Source organism: Bacteroidales bacterium, assembly GCA_022647615.1.
In the GTDB taxonomy this organism is placed as follows: domain Bacteria; phylum Bacteroidota; class Bacteroidia; order Bacteroidales; family UBA932; genus Egerieousia.
In genome coordinates this window covers 480926-497151 of record JALCKZ010000001.1, presented here as the reverse complement: position 1 = coordinate 497151, position 16226 = coordinate 480926, and the positions used below count along the sequence as shown (strand labels likewise).

General features: G+C 39.3%; 11 protein-coding genes. 10 read left to right on the top strand and 1 reads right to left on the bottom strand.

Features of this window, described 5'->3' with window-relative positions; genetic code table 11:
- Window positions 1–759 precede the first annotated feature (759 nt).
- Window positions 760–2130, bottom strand: a complete 1371-nt coding sequence (gene radA, locus LKM37_02120) for a DNA repair protein RadA (protein MCI1719810.1) — start codon at window positions 2128–2130, stop codon at window positions 760–762.
- 111 nt (window positions 2131–2241) lie between these two features.
- Between radA and LKM37_02115 the strand changes: the two genes are divergently transcribed.
- The 10 genes from LKM37_02115 to LKM37_02070 all read left to right on the top strand — a co-directional run bounded on the left by LKM37_02115 (window position 2242) and on the right by LKM37_02070 (window position 16220).
- The gene (locus tag LKM37_02115) at window positions 2242–4020 is read left to right on the top strand and encodes a serine hydrolase (GenBank protein ID MCI1719809.1); all 1779 of its coding nucleotides are present in this window, start codon (window positions 2242–2244) and stop codon (window positions 4018–4020) included.
- Window positions 4021–4032: 12 nt separating this feature from the next.
- Window positions 4033–4890: a gamma-glutamyl-gamma-aminobutyrate hydrolase family protein gene (locus LKM37_02110; protein ID MCI1719808.1), complete on the top strand. Its 858-nt coding sequence runs from the start codon at window positions 4033–4035 to the stop codon at window positions 4888–4890.
- Between the two features lie 31 nt (window positions 4891–4921).
- Window positions 4922–5473, top strand: a complete 552-nt coding sequence (locus LKM37_02105; protein MCI1719807.1) for an RNA polymerase sigma-70 factor — start codon at window positions 4922–4924, stop codon at window positions 5471–5473.
- Between the two features lie 103 nt (window positions 5474–5576).
- Window positions 5577–6728 carry a FecR family protein gene (locus LKM37_02100; GenBank protein MCI1719806.1) on the top strand — a complete coding sequence of 384 codons (1152 nt, stop codon included), beginning with the start codon at window positions 5577–5579 and terminating at the stop codon, window positions 6726–6728.
- Between the two features lie 19 nt (window positions 6729–6747).
- Window positions 6748–10065, top strand: coding sequence for a TonB-dependent receptor (locus tag LKM37_02095; GenBank protein MCI1719805.1), 3318 nt, complete (start codon window positions 6748–6750; stop codon window positions 10063–10065).
- 10 nt (window positions 10066–10075) lie between these two features.
- Window positions 10076–11512: a RagB/SusD family nutrient uptake outer membrane protein gene (locus LKM37_02090; protein ID MCI1719804.1), complete on the top strand. Its 1437-nt coding sequence runs from the start codon at window positions 10076–10078 to the stop codon at window positions 11510–11512.
- Between the two features lie 39 nt (window positions 11513–11551).
- Window positions 11552–12595, top strand: coding sequence for a choice-of-anchor J domain-containing protein (locus LKM37_02085; protein ID MCI1719803.1), 1044 nt, complete (start codon window positions 11552–11554; stop codon window positions 12593–12595).
- Between the two features lie 18 nt (window positions 12596–12613).
- A complete protein-coding gene (locus tag LKM37_02080; protein ID MCI1719802.1) occupies window positions 12614–13717 on the top strand; it encodes a M20/M25/M40 family metallo-hydrolase in 1104 nt (367 codons plus the stop codon).
- Between the two features lies 1 nt (window position 13718).
- Window positions 13719–14582, top strand: a complete 864-nt coding sequence (locus tag LKM37_02075) for a cyanophycinase (GenBank protein ID MCI1719801.1) — start codon at window positions 13719–13721, stop codon at window positions 14580–14582.
- A 33-nt stretch (window positions 14583–14615) separates the two neighbouring features.
- Window positions 14616–16220, top strand: a complete 1605-nt coding sequence (locus LKM37_02070; protein ID MCI1719800.1) for an AbgT family transporter — start codon at window positions 14616–14618, stop codon at window positions 16218–16220.
- Window positions 16221–16226: the final 6 nt, after the last annotated feature.

Here is a 16226-nt window from a genome sequence, read left to right as displayed (position 1 = left end):
TGCTGACAATGTCAGTAGTTCATAAACAAAACAAGCGGTGCGGCACAATCGCACCGCCCCGCCTTGTGGTTTGACGCGCTGCCGCGCGGAGCTGCACGCTCCCTACGGTCGCGGCCTTCGGCAAATAGATTAACATCCATGCTTGCAGGTTGTATAAACGTAAATATCTAACAAACAGGTTGTTGTAGCGGCTGGGGTGCTGAAAAACGGACCCATGGTAATGCAAATAACAGATAATCAATAACATGGTAATGGCCACACTGTCGTGAGATAAAAAACCGAGTTGCTTTTCAAACAGCAGTGACCCCGCTGACGTTAAAAAACAACTCGGTCAAATTTATGTTCGACGTAATGCAAAGGTAGCAATATTAAATCAACTAATGAACTTTTTGGCAAGGCTTGTTAAGGCGCACTTTATTTTGAACTGTCAAGGAATGCTTGACGGTTCAATCTTTCTTAAGTTACTGGTATTTACGCATGCTCCGCTGCGCTTTGCATGCGAGTTACCAGCGCACAAGGCGCGCTGGTAATCAGTGGTTTACGCGGCTGCCGCCGCGGAGTTGCACGCTCCCTACGGTCGCGGGCAAAAAAAAGCTGCGCTATTTTTTGCCTTATGAATCTTTTCATCGCCTTTAAAAAAGTCAATTGCCACATTATCTGCATATTACAACGATGCGTTGCGGCGTTTTATGCACAACGCATCGTTGCAACTATCACATAATAAGCAAATTAACTTTTTTATAGCCTATGAAACCTTTTTTAGCTCTGGAAAATCATCCGGACGAGCTGGGGGATGTTGGTGGTGCGAATTACCTCTATGTGAGGATGTTTGGTCTCTTCTTTGTGGTTGTAGGAGGAGATGAAAATCTTTTCAAAGCCAAGTTTTTCTGCCTCGGCGATGCGGCGTTCTACTTGGGAGACGGGGCGGATTTCTCCGCTGAGGCCGACTTCTCCGGCGAATGCAAAGCGTTGGTTTACAGGGACGTCAAAGTTGGAGGAGAGAATGCTGATTACTGTGGCCAGATCGCAGGCGGGGTCTGTAACCCTGATGCCGCCGGCCATGTTTAGGAAAACGTCTTTTTGAGATAATTTAAAACCTACTCTTTTTTCCAGCACGGCAAGTAGCATGTTCATTCTGCGGACATCAAAACCCGTTGCGGAGCGCTGCGGAGTTCCATAAGCAGCTGTACTTACAAGAGCCTGAACTTCAATTAAAAAAGGACGAGTGCCATCCAGCATTGCACTAACCGCTATGCCGCTCAAATTCTGCTCATGCATTGGGATAAACATATCGGAAGGATTAAGAACTTCCTTAAGTCCGCTCCCTGTCATTTCATAAACGGCAAGTTCTTCAGACGCGCCAAATCTGTTTTTAATTCCGCGCAATATTCTAAAGGAGTGCTTAGTATCACCTTCAAACTGAAGTACCACATCCACAATATGTTCCAGCACTTTAGGACCTGCAATTGTGCCATCTTTTGTGATATGTCCAATTACAATTACAGGGGTGTTAGTCTCTTTTGCAAAACGCAAAAGCGCAGCGGCGCACTCTCTGATTTGGGAGACGCTACCTGCTGAAGACTCTACAATATCTGAATAAATAGTTTGGATTGAATCCACTATAAGCAGCTCAGGAGCAACAACTTTGGCCTGTTCAATAATATTCTCCAAAGAAGTCTCAGCAAGCACAATACAATTATCGTGAGTCCCTCCAAGCCTCTCCGCTCTCAGCTTTATTTGCCTTGCGCTCTCCTCACCTGAAACGTAAAGAGTTTTTAAATCATTGCAGATAAGAGGAATTTGCAAAGACAAAGTGGACTTTCCAATGCCAGGTTCTCCGGCAAGAAGCACCATGGAACCTTTCACCATTCCGCCTCCTAGCACCCTGTCAAATTCACTGCTGCCCAGCAAGATACGACTCTCTTTTCCGCCCGCATCCACATCAGAAAGCCTCTGCGGTTTTGCAGAACCAGCATTAAATGAGACAGTTTTAGAGGTGGCGCCATCTCCCTTGCTCACAACTTCCTCAACCATAGTATTCCACTGTCCGCATGACGGGCACTGTCCGAGCCATTTAACGCTCTCATATCCGCAATTATTGCAGAAAAATGCTTTCTTAATCTTTGCCATAACAAGTGTAAATTTATAAGTTTTTGCTCAAAGTTTAATAACAAATAGGTTATATTTGTGAATAAGTCCGTGTCGCATTGGCGCAGGGCGTGTATTTAATCCACTTTCATTATGAAACACTCAGTTACATCTATTGGAATCAAACAACTTTTTTTATCTGTCGCGACAGTAATTCTTACTGGTTTCGTTTTTCTTATTGGCTCAAATCGGCTTTTTGCCCAAGAGCAGAATAAGGCAAATGTGCAGCAAGGCACGCATAAAGGCATGTGTCCTAAGTGCGAGCAAAAGCTTGCAGATCAAATTGATAAGTATGCTCAGGAAGTTCAGAAGACATGGCAGCTTCCAGGATTTTCTCTTGCAATTTCTTTGGACAACAAGGTTATTCTTTCCAAGGGTTATGGCGTAAAAGAACAGCGTCCTGCGGACGGCGTTGGCTATAAAGGAGCTAAATACAGTGATGATTTTGTAGCAAGCGGAGATGTTAAAGGCGTTGTAAATGAACCAGGTGCGCCAGTAGATCCTAATACCCTTTTCCAGGTTGGTTCTATCTCCAAATCATTTACCGCAACCGTAATGGCGCAGCTTGTCGGTGAGGGAAAACTTAAATGGACAGATAGCGTAAAAAATATTCTGCCTGATTTTAATATGTATGATGACCCATGGGTTACACGCAACATGCAAATTAGAGATGTGATGACTCACAAGACAGGACTTGCAAACGAGGCGGGAACTTATTTTCCTAACCTTGGTTACAACAGAGATGACATCTATAAGATGCTGCAATACCTTAAGCCAACTTACTCATTCAGAACGGAGTATGACTATAACAACATAACCTTTATGATTGCAGTAAAAATCATTGAGAAACTTACAGGCAAGAGCTGGGAAGAGAATGTTCAGGAGAGAGTTTTCAACAAACTTGGAATGACAAACTCAGCTTTGGATGCTGCAGGTTTTGGCAATTCAAAAAATGTTGCAACTCCGCATGACTACTCCTATCTAGGTAAGGTTGTGGCACTTCCGCTATATGCAAATGAGCAGGCTCTTTATTGGCTGACAGTAATTGGCCCCGCAGGTGGTGTAAATTCAACCGCAAATGATTTAATAAAATATGCACAGTTCCATTGCAACAACGGCTATCTTGTTAATCGTAATCCCGACGGGTCAGTGAAGGATACAAGCTTTATAATGCCGCGCAAAGATGTTGCCTATCTGCATAAGGGTGTGACAATTACAGGGCAGGACTCTGTTCATACAAACCTTTACGGACACTGCTGGTTTATTGAGCAGAACAATCATTACAGATTATATTTCCATACCGGAACAACATGGGGCATGACTGCAATTTGTTTCTTTGTTCCTGAGTATAAACTATGCGGAGTGATGCTTGTAAATTGTGAGGCAAATGCTTATCCGCGTTATGCAGTTATGAGAAGAGCGATAGATTTGGTAAGAAAAGATACAGTTTTAAAAGACTGGAGTACAGATTATTATAACGAGTGGCTAAAAGAGAGCAAAGAGTCCTGGGCTAAGAGGCAGAAAGAAGAGGCTGATGCTGCAAAGGAGTATAAACCTGAGATGGATAAGAATCTTTTTGTAGGACATTATTTTAAGGATGCTCCTTTTGGTCCTGCAGTTGTAACTTTAGAGGATGGAAAATTGTATATAACTATCGGGACAAAGAAATTTAAGAATGAACTTGTCCACCGGACAGGTACAACTTATGAGTTCAGAAGCGACGGGCACGGATTCCCTATAACGTTCAATCTCAATGAGAAAGGAAAGAAAGTTACAGGCTTTGATTTGAAGTTTGGAGAGGGAGAGGAGAAGTTCTTTGGAGGCTGGAAGAGAGATAATAAGACAGCGCCGATTGTAAGAAAAGACAGATAAATAATTTGCATTATGAAAAAGATATTTAAAATTTCTTTGGCAATTTTTGCTGCGGTTCTAATGATGGTTCCGGCACAGCAAATTAATGCGCAAAGCAGAAAGATAAAAAAAGCTGAGCCTATGGATGTTCAGAAAACTTTTGTTGCAAAACCTTTAATTGGAGTCTCAAGTTTTGCAGACCCCGGTGTTACAAGCGTAAATCTTACTTATATTCAGGCAGTTGAGAAGGCAGGCGGTGTTCCCGTAGTGATTCCTGTTACTACGGATAAAGCCATGCTTGAACAATATTTAAATCTTGTTGATGGAGTTTTGATGACAGGGGGAGAAGATGTAGGACCTCTTAAATATTTTGGCGAGGAGCCAAATCAGCACCTTGGCCAGATTGTACCGGAGAGAGACGAATTTGATGTTATGTTAATCCGCAGCGCAGTTGCAAAAGGACTTCCTCTTCTTGGTATTTGCAGAGGAGAGCAGCTTTTAAATGTAGCCTTTGGAGGTACTCTGTATCAGGATATTCCGTCACAGGTTCCCAATGCAATAAAGCATAATCAGAGCGGCGTTGCTCCGCGCGATTATCAGTTCCACTCAATAAAGATTGAGAAAGGTTCTGTATTGGAGAAAGTTTTAGGTTGCGATAGTACGGCTGTAAATTCTTATCACCATCAGGCTGTTAAAGATGCAGCTCCAGGTTTTAAGATTACCGCACGCGCAAAAGACGGAATTGTAGAAGGCATTCAGAAAGAGGGGAATGAATATGTTTACGGAGTTCAGTTCCATCCGGAGGGATTAATCCAGACCGGCAACAATTTCTTTCTTCCAATCTTTAAGCACTTAATTGAGGGAGCCCAAAAATATAAGGATTCTAAGTAAGGTCTTTTAAATAGCCTTTACGGCTTAATGCATGGACAATTTGTCCGGTGATAGGAAGAGTGATTTGCTATCGGGTTTATATGAAAAATATAAATCTGTATTGTGTTTTTACGCTTCACGTTACACTGGTTCATATTGGGAATCGGAAGATATTGTTCATTCAGTGTTTGCAAATCTTTTGGATAAAGAGATTAAACTTGCTGATGAACATGCTCTTAGATCCTATCTCTTTTCCGCAGTTCATAATGAGTGTTTAAATAATATTGCTAAAAAAAGCACTGCCAAAAAGTACTACACATACACTCTTCTAAATGAAACAGACAAAGATGAGTCAGGGTATTTGGCAAATAGAATTGAGACAGAGGTGCTTTGGGAAGTTTTCTCCAAAATCGAGCAACTGCCATCTGAGTGTAAGAAAGTTTTTAAATTAAGCTATTTGGAAAATATGAGCAATCAAGAGATTGCAGATAAGCTCTCCATTTCAATCAATACTGTGAAAAGCCAAAAGAGCAGAGCAAAGCAACTTCTTAAGGAGTCTCTTAAAGGCTTGTTTGTTTTTGCAGCCGTTATATTCGGCTTGTAAAATTTTAAATAAATATTTTTTATTTCCGTTCCACCCTTTTTATGTCCTTGCTTGTCTACTATATAAAGGGCAGAGAGGAGCGGACCGTTAATCATTTAATCTTATGAATGAAGAACAATTCAAAAGAGTAAAGTTTTTGTTGGTAAAGAATTTAGTTTCTGAATTGAATGATGCTGAAGCTGAAGAACTTAATGCGTGGAGAAAAACATCAGCTGCCAATGAAAACTTGTATCAGCGACTTTCTGACAAAGACTATTTGCTGGCAAGGTATCGTGATTTTAGGACAGTAAAAGAGATGTCCTCCAGGACCAATTCTGATAAACACGGCTTTATTAGCAGGCCATATGTTAGGTGGTCATTGGGTATTGCCGCCGCAATGCTTCTATTTTTTACCGGCTACTCTATTTATAGAATTAATAAGGAGAAGCAAATAATACAATCACTTACAGCTGAGAAGATTTCTAGCGTTTCTCTTTCAATTGACAATAATTCCATTATTGACTTAAGCCATTACAATTCAGGAGATAAAGTTAAAAATACAGATGCGGTAAAAGACGGGAACAGGCTTGTCTATGAGAGCGAGGGGACAAATTCAAAAAGAATATCAATGCATACTTTATCTGTTCCGGCTAAGCAGATTTTTAGCGTCGTTCTTCCGGATGGTTCAAAAGTATGGCTGGCTTCAAAGAGTACAATTACTTATCCTTCTGCATTTTCTGATAAGAGCAGAAATGTAGTTCTGTCCGGAGAGGGGTATTTTGAAATTGCAAAAAATCCCGACAGGCCTTTCACAGTTACAGCTGGAGATTCTAAAATAAAAGTAACCGGAACACGTTTTAATCTCAAGGCATATAGAGGAGATAAAAAAATTGAGGCTGCATTAATTGACGGCAAAATATCTTTCTCATATAAAGATAAAAACGGGATAGAGAAGGAATTACCTATGCATCGCGGAGAGTTATCCGTGCTGGATATTAACAGCAGGGCTGTTGAAACATCTAACGTTAACGCATCTTTGTACAATTCATGGATAGATGGAGTGTATTTCTTTGATACTCAGAGCCTAGAAGAGATAATGAATGACATGGGAAGATATTATAGTTTGGATGTTGTATTCTTAAACGCGAGCATGAAAAACAAGGTTTTATCGGGAAGATTACATGTAGAAGACAATCCGGAGACTATGTTAGAATCATTTAAAAAAATATTATCTGGACATATCAAATTAGAGAAAAAAACTATAATTATTTTTTAAAAACCTAAAAATTAATACCATGAAAAAAAGAAGATTTAAATTCTTTTTTCTTCCTTTTTTGCTGAGCGTTCTGATGGTGTTTTCATCATCTGCAGGAGCCCAAGTGAAAAAAGAGCTTTATAATGTGAGGTTGAATAATCTTACGTTAAAAGAAGCCCTGGTCAAAATAACATCACAATGCGGATATTATTTTGTCTATGAAGATGCAGATGTTGCCAATCTGCCAAAACTCAATAAGGAGTTCAAATCCAGCAGTATAGATAATATTATTGCGGGGTGCCTTTCAGGAACGGGGTTGACTTTTTCTGTTGAGAACAAAACCATTTATATTAAAAAATCGGAGGTAAAAACATCCACAAAGCAGCAAAGAGTGGGCGGACCCGGAGAGCCTGTTTATGTTACAGGCAAAGTAACTGATGCTAATAAGGAGCCGCTTCCCGGTGCTTATGTTAGAGTTAAGGAGGAAAATGGTATAGGAGTTTCTACAGACGCTGATGGAAATTACAAGTTAAGATTGAATAATTCAGCAAAAGATAAGACCCTGACATTTACATATTTAGGTATGCAACAGCAGGATGTGGCTGTTGGCGGGAGAGAGTTGATTAATGTGACTATGCAAGAGGAGAGAAACGAGCTGGAACAAATTGTTGTAGTTGGTTATGGTGCTGTTAAGAAAAAGGATATTGCGGGCTCTATTCAAAATGTTACTTCTTCAGAGATAGCAAAGTCTAATACTGCAGCTTTTGAGAAGGCCATAGAGGGAAAGGTTTCAGGTGTCCAAATCACATCTACTTCAGGTATCCCCGGGTCTTCTTTTTCTATAAATATTAGAGGCAGGGGTTCTATAAATGCAGATACACAACCATTGTATATCGTTGATGGAGTGCAGATTACTAATGGATCACAAACTACTAATGTTTTGACTGATGCTAACGTAATGGGCGGCATAAACCCGGATGATATTGAGTCAATAAGCGTTTTGAAAGATGGAGCTTCAGCCTCTATTTATGGTGCTCAAGCTGCCAACGGAGTTGTTATTATTACAACAAAGAAAGGTGCTGCCGGCAAGACCAACGTCTCATTTAATGCAACTGTCGGGATACAGCAAATAGCCCGCAAGGTGCCTGTAATGAACGGAAAGCAGTGGGCTGAATATGCTTTGCTGGAGTATAAAAACTATGACCAATATTACGGCACTAATAATTACCAGACTCAAGTAGATCTTTTTAAGAGTTTTGGATGGGGAGATGACGGCTATTCACAAGCGCCTACAACTGATTGGTATAAAGAGATTTTCAGAACTGCAAAGGTTAACAACTATGAAGTTAATGTATCCGGAGGTACGGAGAAAACAAAATTTTATGTCTCCGGAAACTACAATAAGACTGATGGTATTATTAAACATACTGATTATAACAGGGCGACAGGGAGAGTTAATTTAAGTCACGCGCTAACATCCTGGCTTACTCTTAACACAAATAATACCTTCAGCAGGAATACTTATCACCAGGCTCCTACAACAGGTGCCTATAATCCGGCAAGAACTGCAATGTTTTTGCTGCCGGGGGTTTCTCCAAGAGACGATGAAGGTAATTACGTAAAAGATTTGCCTTATGGTTACTATATGTACAATGTGCCTCAGATGATGGAACTTAATGAATATAGCGGTAAATCATCTAATTTGCTCTCTGCAAATGATTTAACTTTTAAAATTATACCTGGTCTGGAATTTAAGAGCAGTTACAATTTTGATATGACATGGATGAAAGAGCATCAGTATAGTGATCCAAGAACAAGATTAGGCTCCAGGGTAAACGGTCAGGTTTCTGCCTATTCAACTGATATAGATAAGTTTCAGACAGAGCAAGTACTTACTTATAACTCTACCGTTTTTGGGAACAGGTTAAATGCGGTTGCAGGTTTCTCATATATAGATTATAAATATCACATGACAGGAGCAACTGCAAATGGAGTATCTAATCCTGAGCTTAGGTTGTTGAGCAGTGCATCTACTCCTATTTTGGCTGCAGAATCTTATTCTCAGTGGAAGATGGCAGGATTTTTTGCAAGACTTGGATATACCATTAAAGACAAATATATTTTCTCCGCTACATTAAGATATGATGGTTCCTCCAGATTTGGTTCGGATAATAAATGGGGTTTATTCCCTTCTATATCATTTGCTTGGAGAATTAAACAGGAGAGTTTTCTTACGGATGTAGAGTGGCTGAGCGATCTTAAATTAAGAGCTAGCTATGGTGTTACCGGTAATGCAAATATTGGAGATTACGTAGCATCAAGATTGTATGCCGGCGGTTATGCTTATAACGGAATAGCCGGAGTTGTTTCCTCTTCTATTGGTAATCCAAAATTATCATGGGAAAAGAAACACTCTAAGAATTTTGGTTTGACGGCTGCCTTCTTAAAAGATAGAATCAACTTTGACCTAGATGTTTACAGAGATGATACAAAAGATTTGCTGTACTACAGAACGATTCCTCAGACAACGGGTTACAGTGAAATTCCTTCCAACATGGGTGGTGTAAAAAATGAGGGTTTAGACATTCAACTGAATACAATAAATTTTGACGGTGATAATTTTAGATGGCAGACATCATTGAACTTGTCATTCTGTAAAAACTCTATTACCAAACTGCAAGATGGACTTGACCAGATAGGAAATTATAAAGTCGGCAAGCCTGTCACAGCGGAGTATGTTTATAAATGGGCCGGCGTAAATGCTTCTGATGGCCGTCCAATGTACTATGACAAAGATGGTTACATCACATACAATCCTACGTTGAACGATAGATATTGGACAAAAGGCGCAGACCCAACTTTCTTTGGCGGATTTGAGAATACAATTTCTTGGAAGAATTTAACCTTGACAATTTTCTTCCAGTTCCAAAGAGGTGCTGTAAAATATTGGAGTGACAAAACCGTTATTATTGGTCAGGCGGCAGATAATAACTTGCTTAAGGATTTGTATTATAAATATTGGAAAAATCCGGGAGATGTTACTTGGGTTCCAAAGCCGGTTTATAACGGAACTTATCCTGGCAATCCAATGAAATATGATAACAACGGAGAAACCAGCATGAGTTTGATTTATGAATCTACTGATTTTATAAAATTAAAGAACATTACTTTAAGCTATAATCTTCCTGATAAATTTATGAAGAGATTAAAGCTGGCCAGTGCTCAGATTTTCTTTAACGCTTACAACTTGTGGACTACCACTCCATATCAGGGTTATGATCCTGAGACGGTTGGCAGTGACAGAGGTTTGTATCCCCAGTCAAAGAGTTACAGCATGGGTATAAAGATTAACTTTTAAATGAGAAGAGATGAAAACGATTAAGATATTTTTTATTACGGCTTTATCGCTTGTTACATTGAGTTCATGTAATTCAATGCTGGATATAAGTACAAAGCATGCTCTTCCGCAGGATAAGATGAAAACAGAAGCAGGCTGCAAGAGCTTGATTATAGGCGTTTATGATATGATGCAGGACCCTCTGTTTGCAGGAAGAGACCTTATCTGTACTCCAGATGTACTTGGGGACAATTGTATTCCTTCACCGGGCGCTACAAAGTATATAGAACAATACTATTTCCAACCTCGCTATAACATTGATATTTGGGAGTCTGCATATAAGCAGATAGAATCTTTGAATGAGTCAATCTCTTATTTAAAAGATTTGGAGCAGACCAATAGTGTGAAATCATTGGAGGGGGAAGCTCTATTTTTAAGAGCTTACGACTATTTTTATCTCGCGATAGTTTACGCAAGGGTGCCAGGTCATTTGGTTTCAAATTTTGATTTATGCGTTCCACTTATTACAGAACCATTTTATAATGTTGGCGGAAATATTACTGAGCATGCCTCTGTTGAGAGGGCAAAGGTTGATGCGGTATGGGCTCAAATAGTTAAGGATTTAACCGATTCATTCAGCTATCTAGATGGCAATGATTCAGGTAATTATCCTTACAGAGCATCTGCTGTTGCTGCTAAAGCTTTGTTGTCCAGAGTATATCTGTACATGGGACAGTGGGACAACACAATTGATGCTGCAACTTATGTAATTAATAACTCTCCTGTAAGTATTTATTCTGGATCCAAGTACACAGATATTTTCTCTAAAGGTTCTGAGTCTTTGTGGCAGCTTCATTATACAACCGCAGAGAATTTGGCCTCATCTTCTTTACATTCTACTTATGGAACCGTTGATGATGGAGTAAGAGACTCTGAAGGATACGGAGACGGCGCAGGGGCTGGCGATGCTCAACTTTCTGTAAGTCAAGATTTTATAAATCTTATAGATCAGGCTTCAGATATTAGGTTTGGAGCATTGAGAAAAGTACATTATGGCGGACAGAATTTATGGTGGACAACAAAGTTCAGCAGCTGGGGCGGAACCTTTGGCTTGGACGATGTTCCTTTGATAAGAATTTCAGAGATTTATCTTAATAGAGCAGAGGCATATGCGCATAAGTCAGATTATACAAAGGCAAGAGCAGATGTAAATGCGCTAAGAGATAAGAGAGGAATTGGAGATGCAACTGCGGTAAATTCAGCTCTTTTAAATGAAATTCTTTTGCAAAGAAGAATAGAATTAGCTTTTGAGGGTCATAGATTTTTTGATATGAAGAGACTTGGAATGGATATATCAAGACCAAGCGGGCTAACTACTGTTTCATATGATGACTATAGAGTTGTAGCTCCAATTGGAACTTCAGAACTTGATGTAAATAAGTCACTTGTTAATAATCCTGGTTATTAATAGATGGAGTTTATTAATAAACATTTAAAAATTATTATCATGAAAAAAATAACAACAATTATATTATTATTCTCCATGGCGCTCCTGTTTAACTGTTCTTGCCAAAAGCAAGACTGGACATATAAGGGACCTCAATATTTTGAGTTCAGCGCCTATGAAAATCATCAGGGAACGACAAGCAATATTTATCAAAAAGAGAATAGCAAGATTGGCTTGGATTCTATTTGTATTCAGCTTGTTGCAAAGTCTACGGGTGATGTGACGGTCAATTATGAAATTGTAAAGCAACTCTATTATTTAACCGATGAGGATAAATATGTGGAGAGTGTTCCAACCGGGAAAGATTTGTCTCTTGTGGATACTGTTTACTCTACAGCCGTATATGGAACAGATTACACTATCCAGACTAGCGGCAGTTCAACTTTTTCCGCATCTTCAATGACAGGAAGCCTTGTTATACCTAAAGATCAATATTTTGGCTATATACAAGTTAACATGCTTAAAAAAGCGGGCAATAATTTCTATGTAGTTCTTAAAGACTCTGAGACAACAAAAGTTAACAAGCCAAATTCTATCTTCAAGTATATGCTTTCTCCGGATAAGGTATTTTATTTCCAGGAGTCATTTGCATCTGAAATACCTGATACATGGACTCTTATAGATAAGGACGGAGATGGTCATAACTGGAACTGGTACGACGGAGCAGCTACGTCTGATTCTTATATTTCCGGTGGAGTAGGTGCCGTAAAACCGGAAAATTACTTGGTATCACCTTCTATAACTATCGGGAGTACGACAGATAATGTTTATTTGACATTTGAACTTGCAGCGGGAGATAGTGATTATCCTGAGGAAAATTATAGAGTAGTTATCTCAGAATCACCAATTACTATAGATAATTGTCGCAATGCCACTTTGTTGAGAGATTGGACTGCGCTGGATTCTTCTTATGGAGATTTCAAAATGGAGACAATAGATGTTACCGCTTATAAGGGCAAGACTGTTTATATTGGATTTGTACATGGCAACTGCACAGACTGCTATTACATAGAACTAAAAAATGTTAAAGTGTTTGGTAAGTAGTAATTACGTAGATTGAAAATGGAATTAGACGAGAGATTAAAACAAATTTTTGTTGAGCTGACATCTATTGATGCGGTTTCCGGGAGCGAGGCACCCGTTGCAGATTATATTGAACATTTTGTAAAAAACTTAGGATTGAGTTGTTACAGAGATGAGGCAGATAAGCTGTCAATGGGAAATACGGGGAATGTAATTGTGCCAATCATGGGGGGCGGGGAATTTTTTCTTGCGGCTCACATGGATACTCCAAGGTCCACAAAAAATTTGAAGCACCAATTTCTTTCAGATAGAATAACGTCTGATGGAACCACTCCGCTTGGTGTGGATGACAGAGGCGGACTCTCGTCTATTCTTTTTTCTCTAGAGAAAGCTGTCGCAAACAAAACGTTGTTGCCGTGCACTTTGCTCTTTACTGTTTGTGAAGAGACATCTATGGCCGGCTCATTAACATATAAGCCTGCCGAAGGGATAAAATATGGTTTTACCTTTGATTCTTTTATGAGCCCTGCGTGCATAGTATCAGAGACTTGCGGACTCATAGATTTTGAATTTGTAATAAAAGGGAAATCTTCTCATGCAGGAATTTCTCCGGAAAAGGGAATTAATGCAATCATGATTGCCGCTGAGGCTATGACCAAATTTCCGTTTGGAAAACTTGGGGACAAGGAGACAGCCAATATAGGAATTATTAATGGCGGGAGCGGGACTAATGTGGTTTGTGATAAAGTCTTTTTGCATGGAGAAGTTAGAAGCGGAACAAAAGAGAAAGGTGAAACCATGATTAGCAAGATAATCGAAGATTTCAAACAAATTTGTGAAAAGCATGGCGGTAAGCTTGAGGCAAAATATTCTTGGGATTTTGTGCCGTATGAAATACACGGTGAAGATTTGCCATTTAAACATTTTGCGAAAGTTGCATCCTCTTTAGGCCTTAAGGTCATCCCAATGAAATCAATGGGGGGAAGTGATGCAAATTCCTTGAATGCCAAGGGGATAAAAACAATTAATTTGGGTGTGGGAGCACAGAATCCTCACGGCAATGATGAATTTATTTTATACAAAGATTTTACAAATGCTGCAAAAATAGCATATCAATTATTAACAACTCATTTAGAAAAATAAAATGAAAAAAATATTACTATTTGCCGCACTGACATTGTTGGTGCCTATTGTTTCTTTTTCTCAACCAAAAAATTCTTTACTGCATTATTTGCCTGAAAAGGTAACTGCCAAGGGTACTCTTGTAATTGAGGGGGGCGGAGATAGAATTTCCGTAATTCTCAAGACCATAATTAAATATGGCGGCGGGGATAAGGCAAAACTTCTTGTTGTTCCTTTTGCCAGCGGGATAGCAGATACAACCGGTATGAATCAAAGCAAGGAATTTAGGGATTTAGGATGTAAAAATGCTGACTATATTTTCTGTGATAAGAAAGACATAGACTCTCCGGAGAATTTGGCAAAATTGGATGGCGTTACGGCTATATTTTTCTCTGGCGGAGACCAACTTAGGCTTACCGGATATCTTGCCGGAACTAAATTTTTTGAGAAAATAAAACAGATTTATAATAATGGCGGAGTGATTAGCGGAACAAGTGCCGGCGCTGCAATTATGAGCAGAATTATGTTGACTGGTAGAAGTTTAAGTGATACCACCGATGATTCACATGAGTTCAATTACATCAAAGCCAACGATGTTGAGGTTGCACAAGGTTTTGGATTTTTAAAGAACATAATTGTTGATCAGCATTTTATTACAAGGCGCAGGCAGGTAAGATTGATTAACGTATTACTTGATCATCCGGGATATAGAGGAATTGGAGTAGATGAAGAAGCTGCACTTGTTGTAAAGCCAAATAATACAATAGAATTGATTGGTAATAGTAATGCCATGTTGTTTGAACCGTATAAGGTTGCTGCCGGAAAAACAAAAAACAGGAGCTTTAAGCTGACAATACTGTACCCTGGGGATACATATAATTTGTAACTTTGCTACAATCTATCTATTAAATAATTGCAAATGGCAGGCTTAAAGAAGATACCTCATACTTTTGTCATAATAGGCGCTATGATCCTATTGTGCGGAATACTTACTTGGTTTATACCGGCAGGGGAGTATAATCACCAGACTGTTACTGTCAATGGGGCGGAGAGAGATGTTGTTGTGAATGGGTCATATCACAAAGTTGAGCAGGCCCCGCAAACATGGCAAATCTTTGGTTCTTTGGTAGAAGGATTTAAGAAGCAAGCTAACATAATAATTTGCATATTAATTATTGGCGGCGCTTTCCAAATTATGAACAGCAGCCGCGCCATAGATTATGGTATTCTCTCATTCTTAAAGAAATCTAAAGATTTTGAGAAACATAAGCTGCTTAAAAAAATTGGAGTGAATAACATTGTCATAGCTCTTTCCATGGCAATGTTCAGTCTTTTTGGGGCGGTGTATGGAATGAGCGAGGAGACAATAGCGTTTGTAATTATCTTTGTACCTCTAGCAATATCAATGGGTTATGATTCCATAACAGGAATACTCATGGTGTATGTTGCAGCTCATATTGGTTTTTCCGGTGCAATATTTAATCCTTTTACAATAGGAATTGCACAAGGACTTTCCGGTTTGCCTCTGTTCTCAGGTTTTGAATACAGAATGTTTTGCTGGGTGATTTTGACCATACTAATTATTTCATTTACATTAATCTACGCAAACAAGGTAAAAAAGAATCCCAGGATTTCTCCAATGTATGAGCTGGATGAATACTGGAGGAAAAGAGAAAGGGATAGCATAAATATGGACTTTGAGAAAAAGACCCCGGTTTCTGCATGGGTGATTTTTATTTTCTCAACAGTTGTCCTTATAATTTTCTCTTGTTACTATCCGCAAACTACTGTAAAAATTGGACAAACTGAGAGTACATTTTGCTGCCTGCCAATATTAACTCTGCTTTATGCTCTATCAGGATTCCTTACATTGCACAAGTCTTATTTGTTCTACATCCTTGATGTATTAGCTTTTACAATTGTATTTCTGATAGTTGGGGTTCTGGGTTATGGCTGGTATATCACTGAGATTTCCGCTTTGTTTTTGGCAATGGGAATTATTTCAGGTATTGCAATGGGCTCCGGCGGAAATGAGATTTCAAAAGAGTTTATTGGAGGTGCAAAGGATATATTAACCGCAGCTCTTATTGTTGGACTTGCGGGAGGTATAATAGTAGTTCTGCAGGATGGGAAGATAATGGATACCATTCTATACTCTCTTTCAAATGCCATGCGCGGAACCGGCAAAGGGGGAACAGTCTCTATCATGTATGCAATTCAAACTGTGATTAATATCTTTATTCCTTCAGGTTCTGCAAAAGCTGCTCTTACAATGCCAATTATGGCTCCGTTTTCAGACGTTATTGGTTTGTCAAGGCAGGCTACGGTGATGGCTTATCAATTCGGCGACGGATTTACAAATATGATTACCCCAACATCTGCCGTTCTTATGGGTGTGCTTGGAGTTGCCAAGATTCCATATGAAATTTGGTTTAAGTGGTGGTGGAAAATTTTGCTGGTATTTATGATTGTGGGTTTGATTTTATTGATGCCTACGGTTTATATGCAGCTCAACGGTTTTTAAAATAAT